Raw genomic sequence first — 18,318 nt, 5'->3', positions numbered from 1 at the left:
GGCAACGGCAGTCCGGGGTCAGTCCTGCCGGAGCGGGATGCGCCACATGGCGGCGCGTCCCCCCGGCGGGTCTGCCCCCAAGGGCGCGTGCAGCGGCAGGATCACGCGAAACGTCGTGCCCACCTGCGGCGCGCTGCGCACTTCCAGGCTGCCGCCCACTTCGCGGATATATTCGCGGCTCTCGAACACGCCGATGCCCATGCCCGCCGTCTTGGTGCTGTCGAACGGCTTGAACAGGCGTTCGCGGATGAATTGCTCGCTCATGCCCTGCCCCGTGTCGTCCAGCTCGACCACGGCGCTCTGGCGCTCGCGCAACAGGCGCACGGCCACCCTGCCGTCGCTGGCCGTGGCCTCGATGGCGTTCTGGATCAGGTGGCCCAGCACCCGCTCGAGGCGCGCGCGGTGGGCCAGCACCGTCAAGTCGGCATCGACGATTTCCAGCCGCGGCGCGGGCGCCAGGCTGGCCTTGGCGGCCACGGCCTGGCGCAGCAAGCCATCGAGCAGCAATGGCGTCGGCGTATCGAGCGCTTCGCCCAGCGCCAGCTTTTGCAGCAGGGTTTTCATTTTCTGGACGGAATGATCCAGGGTACACAGCATGTCTTCCTGGAAAGCGGGATTGGCGCGGTGCTTTTCCGCATTACTGAGCAACAAGGACAGCTGGAACACGAGATTCTTCAAATCGTGCACGATGAAGGCGGACATGCGGTTGAACGATTCGAACTGGCGCGACACCATCAGCGAGTCGAGCGATTCGCGGTGCGCCAGGTAGCTGGCGGCCTGGCTGCCGGCAATTTTCAGCACATCGCGGATTTCCCAGTTCAGGCCGATGGCCGTGCGGGGCCGCGCCAGCGCCACGAAGGCGAACAGCTGGCCGTGCAGCATCAATGGCACCAGCAGCCACACGTCCGGCAGCGCCAGCAGCGCAGGCGGCAAGGCCAGGCCGCCGTACTGGCGCGGATTGTGCTCACAGTCGGGCACATCGATCACCCACTGGCGTGCTGCGAGGAACTGGCACAGCGCGCCTGCCGCCGCTTCGCTCCACGCGGGGGGCGGCCAGTTCCAGCTGGCGGCGGGCGCAAATTGCCCCTGTTCACGCAAGATCCACAGCGCCCCGGCACGGCTTTCCACCAGCTGCGCCACGGCCTGGATGGTGCGCTCGCCCAGGGCCGGGCCATCCTCGGACAGTGCGCGCGTGAAGCGCAGCCACTCTTCGCGGTAATCAAAAATGGCATTATAAAAATGTTTATTGATCGTCACCTTCAGCTTGGCCCGCAGGCTGCCGGAAAACAGCACGCCCGCCAGCAGCATGGCCGCGCCGCCCAGGTAAGCCATCTGCATCAGGGAACCCCAGGTACCGCCAAAATAGCGCAGGTAATACGCACTGGCCGCCATGGCCAGCAGATAGATAGCCGAACCGAGCAAGGCAGCCGAGCGGTACAGCATCTGGCGCGAGACGGACAGTCCCAGCGCCCAGCCCGGATTGCGCGCGGCCGAGATGGCCAGCAGAGGCGCGCACAGGGCGTCGACGGCGCCGCGCGCGGCCCATATATCATCGTTAATCGTGCGGAACAGCAAGGCGTCGCTGTACAGATAGAAATCGTAGGCGAACAGGCCGCCCACGCCCAGGCACGCAAACTTGATGCCCCAGCGTGTCAAGGGCGGCGTGTTGCGGTACCACTGCTCCACCAGCAGCATGCCCAGCACGGCCAGCAGCAGCCGGCAGACGCTGGCCGTGGCGCGCCCCGGCGCGGCCGGCAGCGCCAGCTGGCTGGCGACGACAAACAGCCACTGCGCCAAGGCAATCGCGGCAATACCGGCCAGCACGGCGCGCAGGCGCGTGCGCGATGGATCGATCAGCAGCAGCAAAAACACCAGCCAGGCCACGGTGCGCAGCATTTCCAGCGCATCGCCGGCCAGTGAAATGCGCTGGCCCAGCAGCACCAGCACTACCGTGCCCGTGGCCCACGCGCCCGTCGCCAGGCAGGCCACCAGCAAGGCGCGCACGTTCTGCCGCGCGTGCCAGTTGCTGATCAACAGCAGGGCCAGCACGAAAAAGGCCAGCGACGCCAGGCCATGGCTGAGTGCCGCCGCATCCGCCGCCGCCAGCCAGGCCGACTGCGCCCGCATCATCGGCTACCCTTGCCAAACAGCACCACTTGCACCGTGTCGAGCAGGATCAGCAAGTCGAGAAACAGACTGTTATTTTTTACATAATATAAATCGTATTGCAGTTTTTTCACGGCATCGTCGACGGAAGCGCCATATTGATAGCGCACCTGTGCCAGGCCCGTGATGCCCGGTTTGATGCTGTGACGAATGTTGTAGTAAGGCACTTGCTCCTTCAGCTGCTCGACAAAATACGCGCGCTCGGGCCGCGGTCCCACGAAACTCATTTCGCCGCGAAACACATTGAGCATTTGCGGCAATTCGTCGATGCGCAGCTTGCGGATGAGATGGCCCACGCGCGTGATGCGCGCATCGTTGGCCAGCGCCCAGATGGGCTTGCCGTCGCGCTCCGCATCGCTGCGCATGCTGCGAAATTTCAGCACATTGAAGGGCAAGCCGTCGCGCCCCACCCGCTCTTGCTGGTAAAACACGGGGCCGCCATCTTCCAGGCGGATGCACAGGGCCGTCACCAGCATCACGGGCAGCGCGGTCAGGCAGATGATGCCGCTGGCGGCCAGGTCGAACAGGCGCTTCGAGGCGGCACGGAAAAAGCTCTGGTCGAAACCGCCGCCGTAGATCAGATAGCTCGGTTGCAGGGAATCGATGCGGATCTGGCACGCTTCGCGCTCGAAAAAGGTGGCCGCGTCGATCACTTTCACGCCACCGAGCGCGCATTCGAGAAGTTGCTTGGCGGGAAACGCAACATTGCGCCGGTCGCTGACGGAAACGACGATCTCATGCGCATCGTGGCGTTGGGCCATGGCCAGCAGCGAGGGTTCCGCCGGCAGCAATGCCGAGGCCGGCACGCAGCATTGCTCGCCCGCCACGTCGATGCAGCCCACCACCGTAAACTGGTGAAAACCGATCTTGCTGGCCGCCAGCTCCATGCACTCACGCGCCAGGGCGCCGCCGCCGACGAGGATCAGCCGGCCTTCCATCAGCGCCGATTGCGCGGACTTGAACACCACCAGGCGCGCCAGCAGCACGCCGATGGCGCCCAGCCCGAAGATCAGCACGCTGCCGCGTCCGAACTGCAGCGAGGGGATAAAGCGGATCATCACGCTGAGCACGGCAAAGCCCAGCGCGAACGAAGGCAGGATGCGCAAGAGCGTGTTGCGGATATCCTCGCGCGAACGGTGCTGGTACATGCCCAGCGCGCTCATGCTGAAAACAATGACCAGCGCAAAGATCGTCGATGACAGGTAAACCTCGCCGGCCCGCACCAGGCGGCTGCCATCCGCCAACCACAGCAGGGACGTCAGGGTGGCGGACAGCAGCAGGATCAGTATTTCCAGCAACAGCAGAATGAAGGCTGTTTTTGACACGTAATGGCTGAAGATGCGGATCATGGTTCCCCCTGCGCAAGAAGCAATGCCTGCCAGCGCAGCGCGCGCAAGGCGGCCTGCTGCTGGTCTTGCCATCATGGCGGACTGTTCCACGCTGACCTTGATGCGCCACAAGCTACTGCACAGCCTATCTTTCATCGGCAGAATTTATCTCAACACATTACCGATTGATGTGAAATGGACTATAGTATGCTTCCCCTAAAAGAGATAAATGTCATGAAATTTGATGTAGCGATTGTCGGCAGTGGCCTGGCGGGTTTATCGGTTGCACTGCATTTAGCTGAGACGCGCACTGTCGCGATCATTTCCAAACGCGAGCTGCTCGATGGCGCCAGCAACTGGGCCCAAGGGGGCATCGCGGCCGTGCTGGACTCGGGCGACAGCCACCAGCAGCACATCGAAGATACCCTGATCGCCGGCGGCGGCCTGTGCGACGAGAGCGCCACGCGCTACATCGTCGAACACGGCCGCGAAGCGATCGAATGGCTGATCGAGCAAGGCGTGCCGTTTACGCGCGACGCCACGGCCGAGCTGGGATTCCACCTGACCCGCGAAGGGGGCCACAGCCAGCGCCGCATCATCCACGCGGCCGACGCCACGGGCCACGCCGTGCAAGTGACCCTGGAAGAAAAGGTGCGCGCCCACCCGAACATCACCCTGTTCGAACACCATTGCGCGATCGACCTGATCACCTCGGACAAGCTGGGCATGAAGCCGGCACAGCGCAACGCCCAGCCCCATTGCCACGGCCTGTATGTGCAGGATGAGCAAACGGGCAAGGTGCTGACCTTTGCCGCCGAGCACACCGTGCTGGCCACGGGCGGCGCCGGCAAGGTGTATTTGTATACCACCAATCCCGACACGGCCAGCGGCGACGGCATCGCCATGGCCTGGCGCGCCGGTTGCCGCGTGTCGAACATGGAATTCATCCAGTTCCACCCCACTTGCCTGTACCACCCGTATGCCAAGTCCTTCCTGATCACCGAAGCCATCCGAGGCGAAGGCGGCTTGCTGAAACTGCCGCCTGAAGCGGGCGCTGCCGCTGGCACGCGCTTCATGCTGGCCCACGATGCGCGGGCCGAACTGGCGCCGCGCGACGTGGTGGCGCGCGCCATCGACTTCGAGATCAAGAAGCGGGGCCTCGACTACGTGCACCTGGACATCAGCCACAAGCCGGCCGAGTTCCTCATCGAACACTTTCCCACCATCTATGCGCGCTGCCTGGAACTGGGCATCGACATCACCAGGCAGCCGATCCCCATCGTGCCGGCCGCCCACTACACGTGCGGCGGCGTGGTGACGGACTTGTCCGGCCGCGCCGACCTGCCGGGCCTGTACGCCGTGGGCGAGACAGCGTGCACGGGCCTGCATGGCGCGAACCGCCTGGCATCGAATTCCTTGCTGGAATGCATCGTCATCGGCCGCGCCTGCGCGCAGGATATCGAAAGCAAGGAAAAGCTGGGCACGCCCTACCTGCCCGACTGGGATGAAAGCCGCGTCACGGATGCGGATGAAGAGGTGGTGATTTCGCACAACTGGGATGAGCTGCGCCGCTTCATGTGGAATTACGTGGGCATCGTGCGCACGACGAAACGCCTGGAACGGGCCCAGCACCGCATCGCCCTGCTGAAAGAGGAGATCGACGAGTACTACCGCAATTTCCGCATCACGCACGATTTACTGGAACTGCGCAACCTGGTCGACGTGGCCTCGATGATCGTCAACAGCGCCCTGTCGCGCCGCGAAAGCCGCGGCCTGCACTTCAGCCGCGATTATCCGGAAACGTTACCCAAGGCCATCGCCAGCGTGCTGACGCCGCCGCATCGTTAACCGTACCAGACCCCTGACGCAACCCCGGCAAAGGCCGGGGTCGTTCACTTCGTGATCGGAATGTGCTCCATTGCGCACATTCCCCCTCAGGGTACGGCCCCCGGTCATTGTCTTGGGGGGGAATGATGCCCTTCACTGCTCCGGCATTTCAATCGCAATGCCGTCCTCCGTGTACGAGAACTTGGCCGATTCCCCCGTGCACTCCCCCTGCGGCTCGTCCGCCGCATAACGGCATTCGCTTTCCACGCTGCCATCCGCGCGCCAGTGCCGCGTCCAGCCCTGGCGCTCGCCGTTCACGTATTCGATCAACTGGCGCGGCTTGCCATCGGCGTACCAGGAACGCAGCGCTCCCTCCTCGCGGCCGCCCTCGTTCCACTGTTTCTGCACAAGCAAGGTGCCGGCGCGACTGAAGCGCTGTTCGCTGCGCAGCACGTAATGGCCGCTGTGCGTGCGTCGGCTGGCCACCTTGCCATCCGGATAATATTCGACGCTTTCGCCGGCAGGCTTGCCATCGACATAGCTGCCCGTGCTGCGCACTTTGCCATCCGGGAAATATTCCGTGCCCGGTCCCGTCTTGATGCCGTTGACATACAGGCTGCGGCTTTCCACGCTGCCATCGGGATAAAACAGCAGCAGTTCACCCTCCGCCTGGCCCTTGAGCTGCGTCATGCGCGTGCGCAGCTTGCCGTCCTCATCGAAGGTTTCCATCAAGCCATCGGCGCGGACGCCGTTGCGGTAGCTGCGTGACTCGATCAGCTTGCCGCTCTGGTGATAAGTCTGCTCCTCGCCGTCCTGCACGCCATTGCGCCACGTACCGCGCATGGAGATCTTGCCGTCCGGATAATAGCGGGTCTGCATGCCTTGCTGCACGCCGCGGCCATCCTGCTCCACCTGCAGTTCGACCTGCCCATGCGGGTAATACATGCTGTAGTTGCCCACCAGCTTGCCATGCAGATAATCGGGCGCATCAACCTGGCCCGACAGCCGCTTCGGCTCGCCTTCGCGCACGTGGAATACCGCGACTTGCCAGGTGCCCGGTGTCGTTCCTGGCGGCAGCGGCACGACGAGCGCATAGCGCGCATGCTCCTTCACTTCGCCGCGCCGCAGATTGTGGTTCAGGTACAGGCGCGCCTTGCCATCGGCACACGCTTGCGGCTCGCAGCCGCCCAGCTTGCTGACTTCGGGCAGGACCTTCGCCGCGCCCGGCGCCGGACAGGCGCTGATGCGCATCAGCAAGGGCGTCGCCTCGCGTATCAGCGGCGCCAGCTGCTGCTTCATGGCCGCATATTGCGCCGCGTCCAGGCGCACGGACTTGGCATCCATGCGCACCAGGCGCCCTCCGCAGCCATTGTCGCTGGCCAGGGTCAGCACGTCGCCGCCGGGCGCCGCCGCGATGGCGCTGATGACCTGCCGCTGCTCGATCTCGGCGCTGGCCAGCGCCGGCCACAGCAGCGCAATGCCGAGCACATGCCTCAATTCAATGCGCGCCATGCCTGCTCCTTGCGTTCCAGTTCCGGCGCTGGCGGCGCTTCGCCGCACCCGTCCTGCGCCTTGCCAGCCACATAGCGACACTCGCTCTGCAGGCTGCCATCCTCATGCCAGCTGCGGCTCCAGCCGTCGCGCCGGTCATTCACGTAATCGATAGTCCGCTCGGGCTTGCCGCTGGCGTACCACGAACGCGACGTGCCCTGCTCGCGCAGCTGCTTGTCCCAGCTGCGCTCCAGCACCAGCACGCCTTGCGGGCTGTAGCGCTGGAGCTTGCGCAAGGCGCCGCCGTCGCCATACTGCTGGCGGCTTTGCACCTTGCCGTCCGGATAAAATTCCAGCGCCTCGCCGACCGGCAGGTCGTTGACCTGGGTCATGCTGGCGCGCACGGCGCCATCGGGGTAGTACTCGGTGCTGCTGCCATTGAACTTGCCCTTGCTCACTTGGGTACGGCCGGCGACTTTTCCGTCCGGGAAATACGCCAGCAGCTCGCCTTCCATGCGGCCATCGCGCAGCACGTAACTGGTGCTCAGCTTGCCGTTCGCGTCAAAGGTCTGCACGGGACCGTCCACGCGCTGTCCGTCGCGGTATATGCTGGCCTCGCGCAGCTTGCCCGTGGCGTGATATTGCCGGTGCGTGCCTTCCGGCAAGCCATGGCGCCAGCTGCCGCGCGATTCCAGGCTGCCATCCGCGCGAAACAGGCTGGTGACGCCATCCTGCCGGCCCTGCCCATCCTGCGCCACCTGCTTTTCGATCTTGCCGTCGGGGTAATACGTGACATAGCCGCCCACCAGCTCGCCCTGCGCATAATCGGCGCGGTTGACCTGGCCGGACAGGCGCAGCTTGCGGCCCGCCACGCTATAAATGTCCACCTTCCACGTGCCCGGCAGCTTGCCTTTCGGCAAGGGCAACAGCAGCACGTTGGGCGCCTGGTCCCGCTCGATGGGATAGAAACGCTCGTGCAGGTACAGCCGCGCCCGGCCATCGGCGCAATCGGCTGGCGCGCAGGCGGCGATCTCGCGCACGATGGGCACGCTCGCATCGTCCGGGCATTTTTTCACGGTGACGAGCATGGGCGTCCTGGCGCGCATGCGTTCGGCAAGCTGGACTTTCAGCGCCTCGTACGGCGCCTCGTCCAGGTTCACCGAGCGCGCATCCATGCGTATCTGCTTGCCGCCGCAGGCTGTCGTGCCCGCAATAGTGAACACATCGCCGCCTTCGCTATCGGACTCGCTGGCCATGCTGGTCATCACCAGGCGCTGCACGATGTCCGCCTGCGACAGCGCGGGCCACAGCATGGAAGCGCCAAACACGGCGCATACGGTCTTGATTTTCATACGACTCCTTTAATCTTCCGGCGCAACGCGCGCGTCGGCCGGCACAAAGCTGACCCGGCCATTACGATAGCGCACCTGCACTTCCACCTTGGCATCCTGCAACTGGCCATGCTTGACGGCCGGCAAATAGGTCCAGCGCTTCACGCTATCGAGCATGACCTTGTTAAGCATGGGTTCCATCGGCATGTCCGCCGCCGCATGCGTCAGGCTGCCGTCGGCCCCAATCGACAGGATCAGACGGTTTTCGCCCGTCGCGTGCCTTGCATCGAGCACGCCATAGTCGACCGTCGTCATCGTCTCGCGCTGCACGCTTGCCGGCTGGTCTGGCAGCGGCGGCAAGGCCTTGAGCTTTTCTGCCAGCAGCGCGCCATCGGCCAGCGCCTTGTCCCAGCGTTTCTGGTAGGCCCAACCCTGAGCCAGGCGCAGCACCTTGGCGGCCCGGTCCATGCGCTCGGCCGTGCGCACCACGCCATTGTCGGCCGGCTCGCCCGGTTCCGCCGGCATGGCGTTCTCCACCGCGTAGCGATAAGACGTCAGCTGTGCCAGCGCAACCATGTTGACGGCGTCACGCTCATCGCCGCCGCGCAGCAGCGCCGTGGCCGCGATGCCCAGCCAGGCCACGCCATCCGTCGGGCGCGCCCACACGGCTTGCTCGAAATACTGGCGCGCCGCCTGCCCTTCGTCCAGGCTCAGGTGCATGCGGCCCATGGCCGCCGCCGCCAAATGGTCGCGCGGGTCGGCTTGCAACTGGTCGAGATAGGTATTCGCCAATGCGGGGGAATAGCCGGGCATCGCGCCCACGCCTTCCATCAAGGTGGTACGCAACCGCGCACGCACCTTGTCGCCCTCATAGCGCGACGATTTGTCCTCACCCGCCCGGTACAGCAACTGCAAGCCCCGCGTGACGGCATCGTCGTCGCCCTTGCTGATCGCTTGCGACAGGCTGCGCACGGCCTTGCGTGCATCGGACGGCTGGAAACCGGCCGTCCTGCGCGGGCGCCAGGAAAATACTTCCCGGCCTGCCGCCTGGTCGGCTTGCGCCTGCAGGCTGGTCTTGTCCTTCACTGCATCGGGCGACGCGGTCCAGGCCGTAAAGCCTATCAGGAACAGCACGATCAGCACCACCACCACGGCCCATCCCTTGCCCGTGATGCCGGCGCCCGTATTGCCCGCCACGGGGATGGCCACCGGCGTTTGCCCCGGCGCCGTGCGGCGCGCGCTGCGCTGCGGCGGCGACGATTGCTGTTGCAGCTGCACTTGCTGCGCCTGCGCGGATGCCTGCGCGGCCGCGGCGATGACCTTGTCGCGCGCGCAGGCCGCGCAGCCCAGGGCCGCGAAATGCTGGTGCTCGGGATGCACGGCACACACGACGAGCTTGCCGCCGCTGCGCTGCGCATAGCCGCGCAGCAACTGTGCCCAGTCGGCCGCCGATGGCCGCTGCGGCCTGGGAGACGGGGAAAAGGCGCGGTCAAACATGGCGCGCAATTCAGGCGGCATCAGCGCATGGCCGCTGGTGGCGTTGGGTGCCAGCTGCTTGTGGCGTTTGATGCCATACGCATAGCAGCCGTCGCGGATGCGCCCGGGAATGTCGGTGGCCACCTGGGCATTGCCGGGCCGTCCGCTGTACGGGTGGATGCCGAAGTTGAGCAATTGAAAGATGACGACGGCCAGCGCAAAACGGTCCTGCGCCAGTTCCGCACCGGCCGGCATGCCCTTGCGCTGGAATTCCGGCGCCAGGTAATCGACGGTGAATTGTTCTGCAGGAAAGCGTTCCGCATGGCCCTGGATGCTGAAACCGTCGCAGTCGAGCATGGCGATGTACAGCGAATCGCGATAGAAACGCAAATTCACGGGTTTCAGGTCGACCACGTAATGCTGCTGCTGGTGCAAGGCGTCGATGACGGCGGCCAGGTTGGCGGCCAGGGTCAGCTTGGGACCGAGTCCCGTGGGCAAGCCAGCCGCGCGCGCCTGGCGTTCCTGCAGCACCTGTTCCAGCTCGGCCGTCTGCGCCATGTCCAGCAAGGGCATGACGAAGCCGGCAAAGCCGCCCTGGCCATCGAACACGGCTGCTTGCGGCCACGCGATCTGCACGTAGCGCTTGCCGTTTTCCAGCTGGTCCGGCAAGTCGGGGCTCAGCTCCAGCATGGCTTCGAGCTTGCGCCGGTTGGCGCCGCAGTCCAGGTGCGGGTGGTACAGCTTGGCTACCTGCGCAGGCGCGCCGGGCAGCAGATACACGCTCCCGGCGCCGCCGCTCTTGATGAGTTTACCCAGGACCAGGCCACGGACTTTATCCAGCCAGATTTTTCCACCCGGACTCAACCCCGGTGTCACGCCCTGCTTCTGGCTCATGCGCGCAAGGCCAGCAGCAGGGTCTTGTCGTCGCCCGTGATCTGGTGCGTGCGCGGGTCGGCCAGGGTGGACGCCAGCGCCGCATTGCCCAGCTCGACGCTATCGACCGTACTCAGATAGCCCTGCACGGCATCCATGAAGGGCGCGTACAGGGCCGCATTGTTCCTGCTCATGGCAAAGGGCATGCAGCCATCCGACATCAGCACGACGCCGCGCGCGGCTGGCGGAATCGCGAGCAGGCGCAGCTGTTCTCGCCAGCGCTCGCCGCTGATAAAGTAGGTTTCGTTGGCGTATTCGCCGTTGGCAGGCAGCGAGATCAGTTCGGCGCCATCGCCCAGCTGGGCCACGCCCAGGCCATCGCCCAGGTGGAAGAAGAAGCCGGCATCCTTGCTCATCACCACGCCCACCACGGTGCTGGCGTAGTCATCGAGCGTGGCGTTGGCGGCGCGGGCGATGTCGTCCAGCGCGGCGCGCACCTGCGCCAACGTTTCCGCCAGGACGCCAGCGTGCAAATCCTGCACCGTGGCGCCCTGCTCCAGACGTCCGGCCAGCGCCTGCACGGTTTGCCTGGCGACAAACTGCGCGCCATGCTCGCTGAAGCGCGACGAACCGGCGCCATCGCAGACGATGGCTACCAGCACGCCGTTGGCAACGGCGTGCGCGTGGGCATCCTGGCAAGGGATGTCCTTGTCCAGGTGCGCCTTGCCCGTGACGGACGCGCCGAACACGCGCCAATGCTTGTTTGCTATCGCCATGGATCAGCAGGCTATCAGGTATTCACGACGGACCAGCCGTCCGTCGACGCCAGCTGCGCCTGCGCGCCGGGACGCGACTGCGACACCACCTGCATGCTGGCGCTCAGCCACAGGAACAGTTCGCGGAACTGCAAGCCTTTCAGCTGCTTCACGCCGCGCTCGCCCCGGCTGGAAAATTCGCCCAGGGTACCGATATTCGCGTGCTCGCCCACGGCGATGGGGAAGATCGCCACTTTATTGGCCTGCTCCGCCGCGCGCGCCTGCTCGGCGCCGTGCTGCCAGCGGTCCGTCGGCTCGCCGTCGGACATCAGGAACAGCCACGGCCGCGTGTACGCCACGCCGGCGGTGCGGAAGCGCTGCTTTTCCTGCTCAATTTCCGCCAGCGCCAGTTCGACGGCCGCGCCCGTGGGCGTGGTGCCGTTTGCGGCCAAGAGGGGCGCCGTGAAATCCATGGCGTCGCACCAGTTGCTGGCAACCACGGCTTCATCATGCGCGCCATATTGAATCACCAGGATGCGCACGCGCTTGGACGCGATCACATCGGATTTCAATTCCTGCTCCAGCAGGGCCAGGCCTTCGTTGAGCAGCGCGACGGGTTCGCCATCCATGCTGCCGGAGCAGTCCAGCACCAACACCAGCGGCGTGCGTTGCTCGGTGTTGTCGACCAGGGCGACATCGGGAATCATTATTGAACTCATGGGCAATCGGTAAATGTGAAATCGGACATAGTGCGAATCTTACATCATCGTGGGCGATTTCCTGCGCGAGATTGCCTAAATGCAAGGTTGCACAAAGCTTAGCAACTTCGCCTTCGTGCCATGGCGGTACCGCCATGCGCGCAAAGTTTGCCAATATCGACAAAAAAATGAATATCTGGAAATTTTTCTCGACAATTAAGTTGTCAATTAGGTTTACATTTTTATTATTAATTATCATAATTGCCATTTTTAACAAAGGAATGACATGCATATTTTCAGAAAATCAGTACTGGCCCTGCTCGTGGGAATGGCGGCCACATCGGCATCTGCCGCGACTGTTCCGGCGCCACAATTTACGCTGACGCGTTTCAACTACTCGATGCCTGCACATGTGTACGCAGGAAGCATCAACTCACAGGGGCAGATTTTTGGATCCGGTAGTTCCGAGGGCAAGAACGTCTGGTTCAGCACCTCGGGCTCAAGCCTGAATGTCTCGGCCCCCTTGCCGGGAAATATGGTGATAGTGAGCCTCAATGCCTCTGGCCAAGGCATCGCCTATTCCAAGCCAAGCGACTACGGTGACCGGACTTATTACTATGTGGAAAACGGTGCATACACGCTCCTCACTGTAAATGGCCAGCCAGGATATCCAAACGACATCAACGAAACCGGGCAAGTCACGCTCAACACGTTCGACAGCGCCTACAACGCGCGCGCCTATGTGTACTCCAGCGCTGGCGGCTACCAGGAAATCGACGCGGGGGGCGCCGGCATCGCTGCCTACCATATCAACAGTTCGGGATCTGTCGTCGGCTACACGAAGGGGGCAAACGGCGCAAATACGGCCTATTTGTATGCCAATGGCGTAATAACTCAGCTCGCCAGCGAGCATGACTCGCCAAGTTCAGCCACCGGCATTAACAACGCTGGCCAGGTATCGGGCCGGCAGACGAGCGGTCGCGGTGCCAACGGCACAGAAGCGTTCATCTGGTCCAATGGAATACGTCAAACGATACCCAAGCTCTCCGACTCCATCGGTATCGATGGTCTCGGCAGGGTACTGGGTTACAACGACTTCGGCACGTCGGCCATGCTTTGGGATGGCAATGATACATATGACTTGCGCGACCTGATTGGCGAGGATGGCTGGTACTTCGGGCAAGTGGGTGGCATCAACGAAGCGGGCCAGATTTCCGCCTATGGCTGCCGCAACAGCATATGCGAAGTCGTGCGCCTCGATCCCGTCTCGCCGGTTCCGGAGCCAGCCACCTACGCCATGCTGCTCGCCGGCTTGGCCCTGCTGACTTGCGCTGCACGCAAGCGTAGCTGATCCACCGTCCTGTCATCGGCTGGCGGCGCTCCGACCGCCAGCCGAGCCTGGGCCAACATTCGGATACATGCACAAACCGGCGGCAGTGCCGCCAGATACATGCTCCGTGGAAAAATTGCTGCATGCTATGATTGCCGCCTTCGCCACGCCTTCGCCACAATGACGCCGCGGCTATTTACCATGGAGCAGCATGACTCAGACTAGAAAGATTCCTGCCCGCATGGCGCATGTGTTACGCCGCGGCCTGCGCCTGCTGGCCTGGCCCCTGCTGGCCCTGGCCAGCGCTGCCTGCACCAGCACCATACGCCATCCTGCCAGCGAGCCCACGCAAGTCATCCTGCGCTTTACCTTTGACGATGGCAAGCCGATGCGGCATGAAGATCACATGGTCACGGCGCGCCAGGAAACGTATATCAAGTACTGCAGCAAGATAGGCAGCACCCGTGTCTGCGATGTCGGCATAGATATACTGTATGCAAGCGCCGACGCGCCGCTCGATGCAACGGGCGAAGTGCGCGTCACCCTGCGTTCGACCGGCCCCATCGGCGACATGCCAACCGAACGCTGCATCAATGGCAAGTCCTACCTCTTTAATTCCGGTGACTGGATACGCGGTCCGTTTCACCATGGGCAGGTGATCGAGATCCGCTACAAGATAAGTGCATTGAAGATGGCATGCCCGAGGTCGGAGAGCGCGCCGCCGTGGTGGGACAAGGATTAAGATAAGTAACCCACAATAAATTATTGTGATTTCTGACTTCCATAACCGGCGCTCTGCGGCGTTGCCCGCTGCTAGCAGTGCTCGCACTGCGTCGCAACGGACGCCTTGCATAGCATCCGGTTCTGTTCTTCATAAATTCACAATAACTTCCTGAGGATTACATAGCCAGCCGGGGCCGGCTGGACTGGCAGTTACTGCAACTCGAACTCCGCCGGACTCAAGCCCAGTTCCTTGGCAATCTTGCTGGCCACGCGATGTTCGTTGGCGTCGAAATTGCCGTCCGACGAAGCGATGGCGATAATCATGCGCACCAGCAGGCGCGACGCGTCCACATTCGACTTCATCTTGCCCAGCGCCTGATACGCCTTGGCTTCGCCGATATCCTTGTCGAACTCCAGCTGCCCTACATATTCCTGGAACGCCTTGATCACGTCGCTGGTGGTAAACACGGACAGTGCGTCATTGCTTTCAATGAACTTCACCATCTTCTGCTTCTCGTCCGCGCTGACACTGCCGTCCGCCATGGCGATCAGGGCCGACCCTGCCATCGCGGCGTTCAGGAAATCCTTGTTCTTGTACTTCAGCGCTTCGGTTTTCAGTTCACTTGCCTTGCTCTTCAGTTTGGACAGAAAGGAATCGAAACTCATGGCGGTTCTCCTGGTAGGTATGGATGCGGCAGCGCTACAGGCTACCACTCCCGCTTAGCTGAGGGCGCGAGGCTGGAATGCAAGCGGCGCAAGCATGGCGGCGGCAGGTCTGCCTGGACCCGGGCAGCTGCGGCAAGGGCACTGCGTAATCGGCCCCCTCCATCGACGGACCACTCATATCAGCTGGTATGAGCAGCCGCCGATCACCCCGAACAGCGGAAAAGCTGGGGTCGGCCCCTCAGGGTCCCACCCCGGTCCTTTGCTCCGGGGTTTGAAAAGGGGAGCAATTTAGCGGTATTAGCCTGTTCAAGGGCATCCCGCCCGGCAAGCCCCCGGTATTCACCTCGATTGAAACACAGCCCGCACCACGCAAAAGCATGCACAACACCCCGAAAACCACTTAACTTGAAAATTAACTTCTTTGCAGTTGAAAAATAAGTAACTTCATGGCAGCATGGAATTACATTTTTCCTTACTGCAAGGTTGTGATGGACAAGCAATTGCTGTTGATTTGCGCACTGACGTTCATCATCCACATGATCGGCACCCTCGCCTACTCCGTGCGCATCGCCGGCATCCGCACGCGGCGCATCGCCGTGTCGCTGGCCCTGTTCAGCATCCTGATGCTGCTGTCGCGCACTTCGAATTCCTTCCTCGGCCCGATTTTCAGCCTTACCTTCGCCAAGCGGGTGGAAACGGGAATCGACCAGCATATCGCCGCCAGCACCTTATTGGGTGACTTTCGCTGGCTGCTGTTCTCCGCCAGCCTGGCAACGATACTCGGCGCGATCCTGATCCCCACCTTCCAGCGCGCCTTCTGCCGCGCCGTCGAGCACTTCCAGGTGCACAGATCGGTACCGAAACTGCTGCTGCACGCCGTCTTCAAGGGCGGCCTGTCCTACCTCAAGACTTCCGCCAGCCTCTGCCCAAGCCCGCCAACGTCACGGGCCTGCGCGAAAAATCCGGCGTCTCCATCTCCATGACAGCCATGAACGTCATCGCCACGGCCCTGTGGACGGTAGGCGCCTCGTTGTCCACCTTATACCGCTGCCCTGCACGCAGGCGTGCTCGATCCGAGCGTGCGCGTCACCTCCAGCACCCTGTCCTCCATCATCAACGGCGGCGCCACCATCATGATGGCCGTCTTCATCGACCCGTGGTGTCGGGCATGACGGATGACGTCATCGAAGGCAAGATCGAAGAATCGCAGTTCCGGCGGGCGGTGGTGTGGCTGGTGGGGAGCAGATTGGCGGGGACGCTGATTGCGCAATTTTTGCTGGTGCCGTCGGCGGTGGTGATTGTGGGGGTGGCCAAAAATATATAAACGTAATCAAGAAAAAACATCATCTAACATTGAAAAATTCTATTGTCCCCAACACATTAGATAATTTATTAAAAGAAAGATAAGACATGCGACCACAAATTGAGTTTAGCCATGTACTTGGTGAGCTTTCTGTAAACAGAAACGATCCTTGCGAAGTACTGAGAGAGCTAATATCAAATTCATATGATGCAAAAGCTACTCATATGATATATGTCCCGCTAAAAGATCGGCAAGGTTTTATTTTTCTTGATGACGGAACTGGCCTTGATGATAAAACAAAAATAAATGGAATAACACCTTGGGAGGCATTTTTCTCAATTGGAAAATCAACAAAGAAACAAGGTGAAACTATTGGCTACAAATGCCAAGGATCAAAGCTATGTTTTGCATGCGCAAGAATTTTAGTTGCAACAACATCAGACAAAAATAAAGGTCAATGGAAATACAAGACAATTGATAACCCACGGGCAAACCTCGATACAAATTTTGACATTACTCCTATTGTATCTAACAATATAAATGAAATTCTTGACGCATTTATAATCGCGCCAACATCTGATACAGCAATGGCTATTTCATACATAAAAAATGCTATTGAAGATCCAGAGCTATCGCCTTCCATAACATTTGTATTAATTGATCATTTGGAAACAGAAGCATATTTGAAACACTTCACATTTGGACCGTCATCAAATGAATCCTATGTTCAAAATTACATCCAATTCTATACTCGCCACGGTGACGTCCGGCATTTAACAACGGCACAAGGGTTCACAGCAAGCCAACGTCAACAGGTAACTTCAGGTTTAAAAGCCGCTGATTTCACATTATTTGCCGACGAACACACTTCAAAAATACCATTTGGCTATCCGTATCTTGAAAAAGGCAATCCCGATCCGAGTTTGAAAGGTCCCGCTCAAATCGCTCGCCTCAGAGACGGTAGATTTTTTAGTCGTTCAGCCAAGAAGTTTAGTGTAGGACCAAATAAATTTTCGATTATTTTAGCAATTGACGGAAATCGCCGAGCACACGATGAATATCCGAATTAGGGCAGAAAAGGCCAAGGAAAGTCTGGCATTAGGCTAAGTGATCAACGAGGTGTTTTTATTTCTGTAAAAGGCATTAAAATTTGCAAATATCCTGATATTTTAACAAGAATAGACGGATATGAGGTTTTATCCGAAGGAGATGCAGCAAGTCATTATTCACTAATAATTGATGGCGACTTTGATCTTGTCACGAATAGAAGTGCGCTCAGCAAACGAGCATATGACACTTTAACTGATCCAAATTTCATGTCTGAGATAAAGAAGTTCCTAGACACGCAATTTACTACTGATTATACGTTTGCCGAATTACTTTCCAGACTAAGAAGAGAAAGTTCCGAAAATTTGCTGAATGAGCAAATTGAAATGTTAGAATTGGCAAAATTTAATATTAAATCAAGGGAAAGAATTAGAATAACGGATTCAACAAAAGAGAAACACTTATTTTTATCCCCACAACCTGGCGAAGAATACTTAGTAGGAGTAATGTACTCTCAGCTATCTGCGCTTAAAGGAAAAAATAGAGAACTGGAAAAATATTGGCGTAGAATTATAACTTTTTCAACCCAAGGCATTGATAGCTTAGGACTGCGCGACGAACACGCTTCACATCCACTACATGAAAAAAATATTTGCTCTATCGAATACAAATATGAGTTTAATAATTTCGGCCCTTTCAATCACGCCCTTGCCGTCGTTGATTTTATCGTTGCGTGGGATGTGAATGTCGATGAAGAAAAATCAGTTAGAGACACGTTCACATGCTTCGGAAATATACGAAAAATTCCCGGAAATTCTTTTGAATGGGAAATATTCGACATTGAGAACACGGATGGAGGGACTTATGAAAACAGAATTACAGTAATAAATCTTCGAGAATTAATTTCAAGTAGCTTTGATTGCAAATTTACGAAGCCATAAAGTAGTTCAATTAGTAATTTATGAAAAATCCGCTGTATATATAGCGGATTTGTCATTATCATCCAGAAATAGCCCATTCATGCACAATGCTGAAGAAATATTTTCATTAGACATGTTCCTTATTAGCCAAGGAAAAAATCAACCCGTTCTTTAGCTTAGAGTGCATGATGAGGTATTGGCTTACCAAGTGGAGGCCACTATAGCATAAGGGAGTAGATATAAAGTAAGATTGATGAATGAGAACTTCCACATGCCGACGACCGGGGTAGCGAATACAGCAATGAGCTCAACATGGCATTAATAGACTCGCAGACCAGCATTTCATCCAGCAAAAAAAATCAAGAACGAAAAAATATGTTTTTA

At 59.8% G+C, this 18,318-nt stretch carries 13 protein-coding genes and 1 pseudogene; 6 read left to right on the top strand and 8 right to left on the bottom strand.

Annotated features, from left to right (window positions below; genetic code table 11):
* Nucleotides 1–18 precede the first annotated feature (18 nt).
* Nucleotides 19–2,130, bottom strand: a complete 2,112-nt coding sequence (prsK, locus tag ACZ92H_RS17140) for an XrtA/PEP-CTERM system histidine kinase PrsK (RefSeq protein ID WP_465050322.1) — start codon at nt 2,128–2,130, stop codon at nt 19–21.
* Nucleotides 2,127–3,515, bottom strand: coding sequence for a TIGR03013 family XrtA/PEP-CTERM system glycosyltransferase (locus ACZ92H_RS17135; RefSeq protein ID WP_465050321.1), 1,389 nt, complete (start codon nt 3,513–3,515; stop codon nt 2,127–2,129). Before ACZ92H_RS17135 ends, prsK begins: the two co-directional genes overlap by 4 nt.
* Before the next feature lie 213 nt (nt 3,516–3,728).
* Here ACZ92H_RS17135 and nadB point away from each other — a divergent pair, with 213 nt between their 5' ends.
* Entirely contained in the window at nt 3,729–5,342 is a 1,614-nt protein-coding gene (nadB, locus tag ACZ92H_RS17130; protein WP_465050320.1) for an L-aspartate oxidase, read from the top strand.
* A 132-nt stretch (nt 5,343–5,474) separates the two neighbouring features.
* On the opposite strand, the gene ACZ92H_RS17125 is transcribed toward nadB, so the two are convergent.
* Genes ACZ92H_RS17125 through ACZ92H_RS17105 form a run of 5 tightly spaced genes read right to left on the bottom strand, consistent with a single transcriptional unit; the run spans nt 5,475 to nt 11,966 of the window.
* Nucleotides 5,475–6,833 (bottom strand): toxin-antitoxin system YwqK family antitoxin, encoded by a 1,359-nt coding sequence (locus ACZ92H_RS17125; RefSeq protein WP_465050319.1) that lies wholly within the window; start codon nt 6,831–6,833, stop codon nt 5,475–5,477.
* On the bottom strand, nt 6,815–8,164 hold the full coding sequence (locus tag ACZ92H_RS17120) for a toxin-antitoxin system YwqK family antitoxin (protein WP_465050318.1): 1,350 nt from the start codon (nt 8,162–8,164) through the stop codon (nt 6,815–6,817). The genes ACZ92H_RS17125 and ACZ92H_RS17120 overlap by 19 nt, the downstream gene beginning before the upstream one ends.
* A gap of 9 nt (nt 8,165–8,173) precedes the next feature.
* The gene (locus tag ACZ92H_RS17115) at nt 8,174–10,513 is read right to left on the bottom strand and encodes a hypothetical protein (RefSeq protein ID WP_465050317.1); all 2,340 of its coding nucleotides are present in this window, start codon (nt 10,511–10,513) and stop codon (nt 8,174–8,176) included.
* Entirely contained in the window at nt 10,510–11,268 is a 759-nt protein-coding gene (locus ACZ92H_RS17110; protein ID WP_465050316.1) for a PP2C family serine/threonine-protein phosphatase, read from the bottom strand. The genes ACZ92H_RS17115 and ACZ92H_RS17110 overlap by 4 nt, the downstream gene beginning before the upstream one ends.
* Before the next feature lie 14 nt (nt 11,269–11,282).
* Nucleotides 11,283–11,966 carry a vWA domain-containing protein gene (locus tag ACZ92H_RS17105; protein WP_465050315.1) on the bottom strand — a complete coding sequence of 228 codons (684 nt, stop codon included), beginning with the start codon at nt 11,964–11,966 and terminating at the stop codon, nt 11,283–11,285.
* Nucleotides 11,967–12,231: 265 nt separating this feature from the next.
* On the opposite strand from ACZ92H_RS17105, the gene ACZ92H_RS17100 reads away from it, so the two are divergent.
* Nucleotides 12,232–13,296, top strand: a complete 1,065-nt coding sequence (locus ACZ92H_RS17100; protein ID WP_465050314.1) for a PEP-CTERM sorting domain-containing protein — start codon at nt 12,232–12,234, stop codon at nt 13,294–13,296.
* A 190-nt stretch (nt 13,297–13,486) separates the two neighbouring features.
* Nucleotides 13,487–14,017 carry a hypothetical protein gene (locus tag ACZ92H_RS17095; protein WP_465050313.1) on the top strand — a complete coding sequence of 177 codons (531 nt, stop codon included), beginning with the start codon at nt 13,487–13,489 and terminating at the stop codon, nt 14,015–14,017.
* Between the two features lie 191 nt (nt 14,018–14,208).
* Here ACZ92H_RS17095 and ACZ92H_RS17090 read toward each other — a convergent pair whose 3' ends face one another.
* The gene (locus ACZ92H_RS17090; RefSeq protein ID WP_465050312.1) at nt 14,209–14,664 is read right to left on the bottom strand and encodes a tellurite resistance TerB family protein; all 456 of its coding nucleotides are present in this window, start codon (nt 14,662–14,664) and stop codon (nt 14,209–14,211) included.
* Between the two features lie 446 nt (nt 14,665–15,110).
* Here ACZ92H_RS17090 and ACZ92H_RS17085 point away from each other — a divergent pair.
* From ACZ92H_RS17085 to ACZ92H_RS17075, 3 genes and pseudogenes are all read left to right on the top strand, one after another.
* Nucleotides 15,111–15,988 (top strand): annotated as a pseudogene (locus ACZ92H_RS17085) (lipid II flippase family protein).
* 86 nt (nt 15,989–16,074) lie between these two features.
* Entirely contained in the window at nt 16,075–17,037 is a 963-nt protein-coding gene (locus ACZ92H_RS17080) for an ATP-binding protein (RefSeq protein WP_465050311.1), read from the top strand.
* A 246-nt stretch (nt 17,038–17,283) separates the two neighbouring features.
* Entirely contained in the window at nt 17,284–17,955 is a 672-nt protein-coding gene (locus ACZ92H_RS17075) for a hypothetical protein (RefSeq protein WP_465050310.1), read from the top strand.
* Nucleotides 17,956–18,318: the final 363 nt, after the last annotated feature.

The organism is Janthinobacterium foliorum (assembly GCF_978021625.1).
This window is presented reverse-complemented; position numbering and strand designations above follow the sequence as displayed.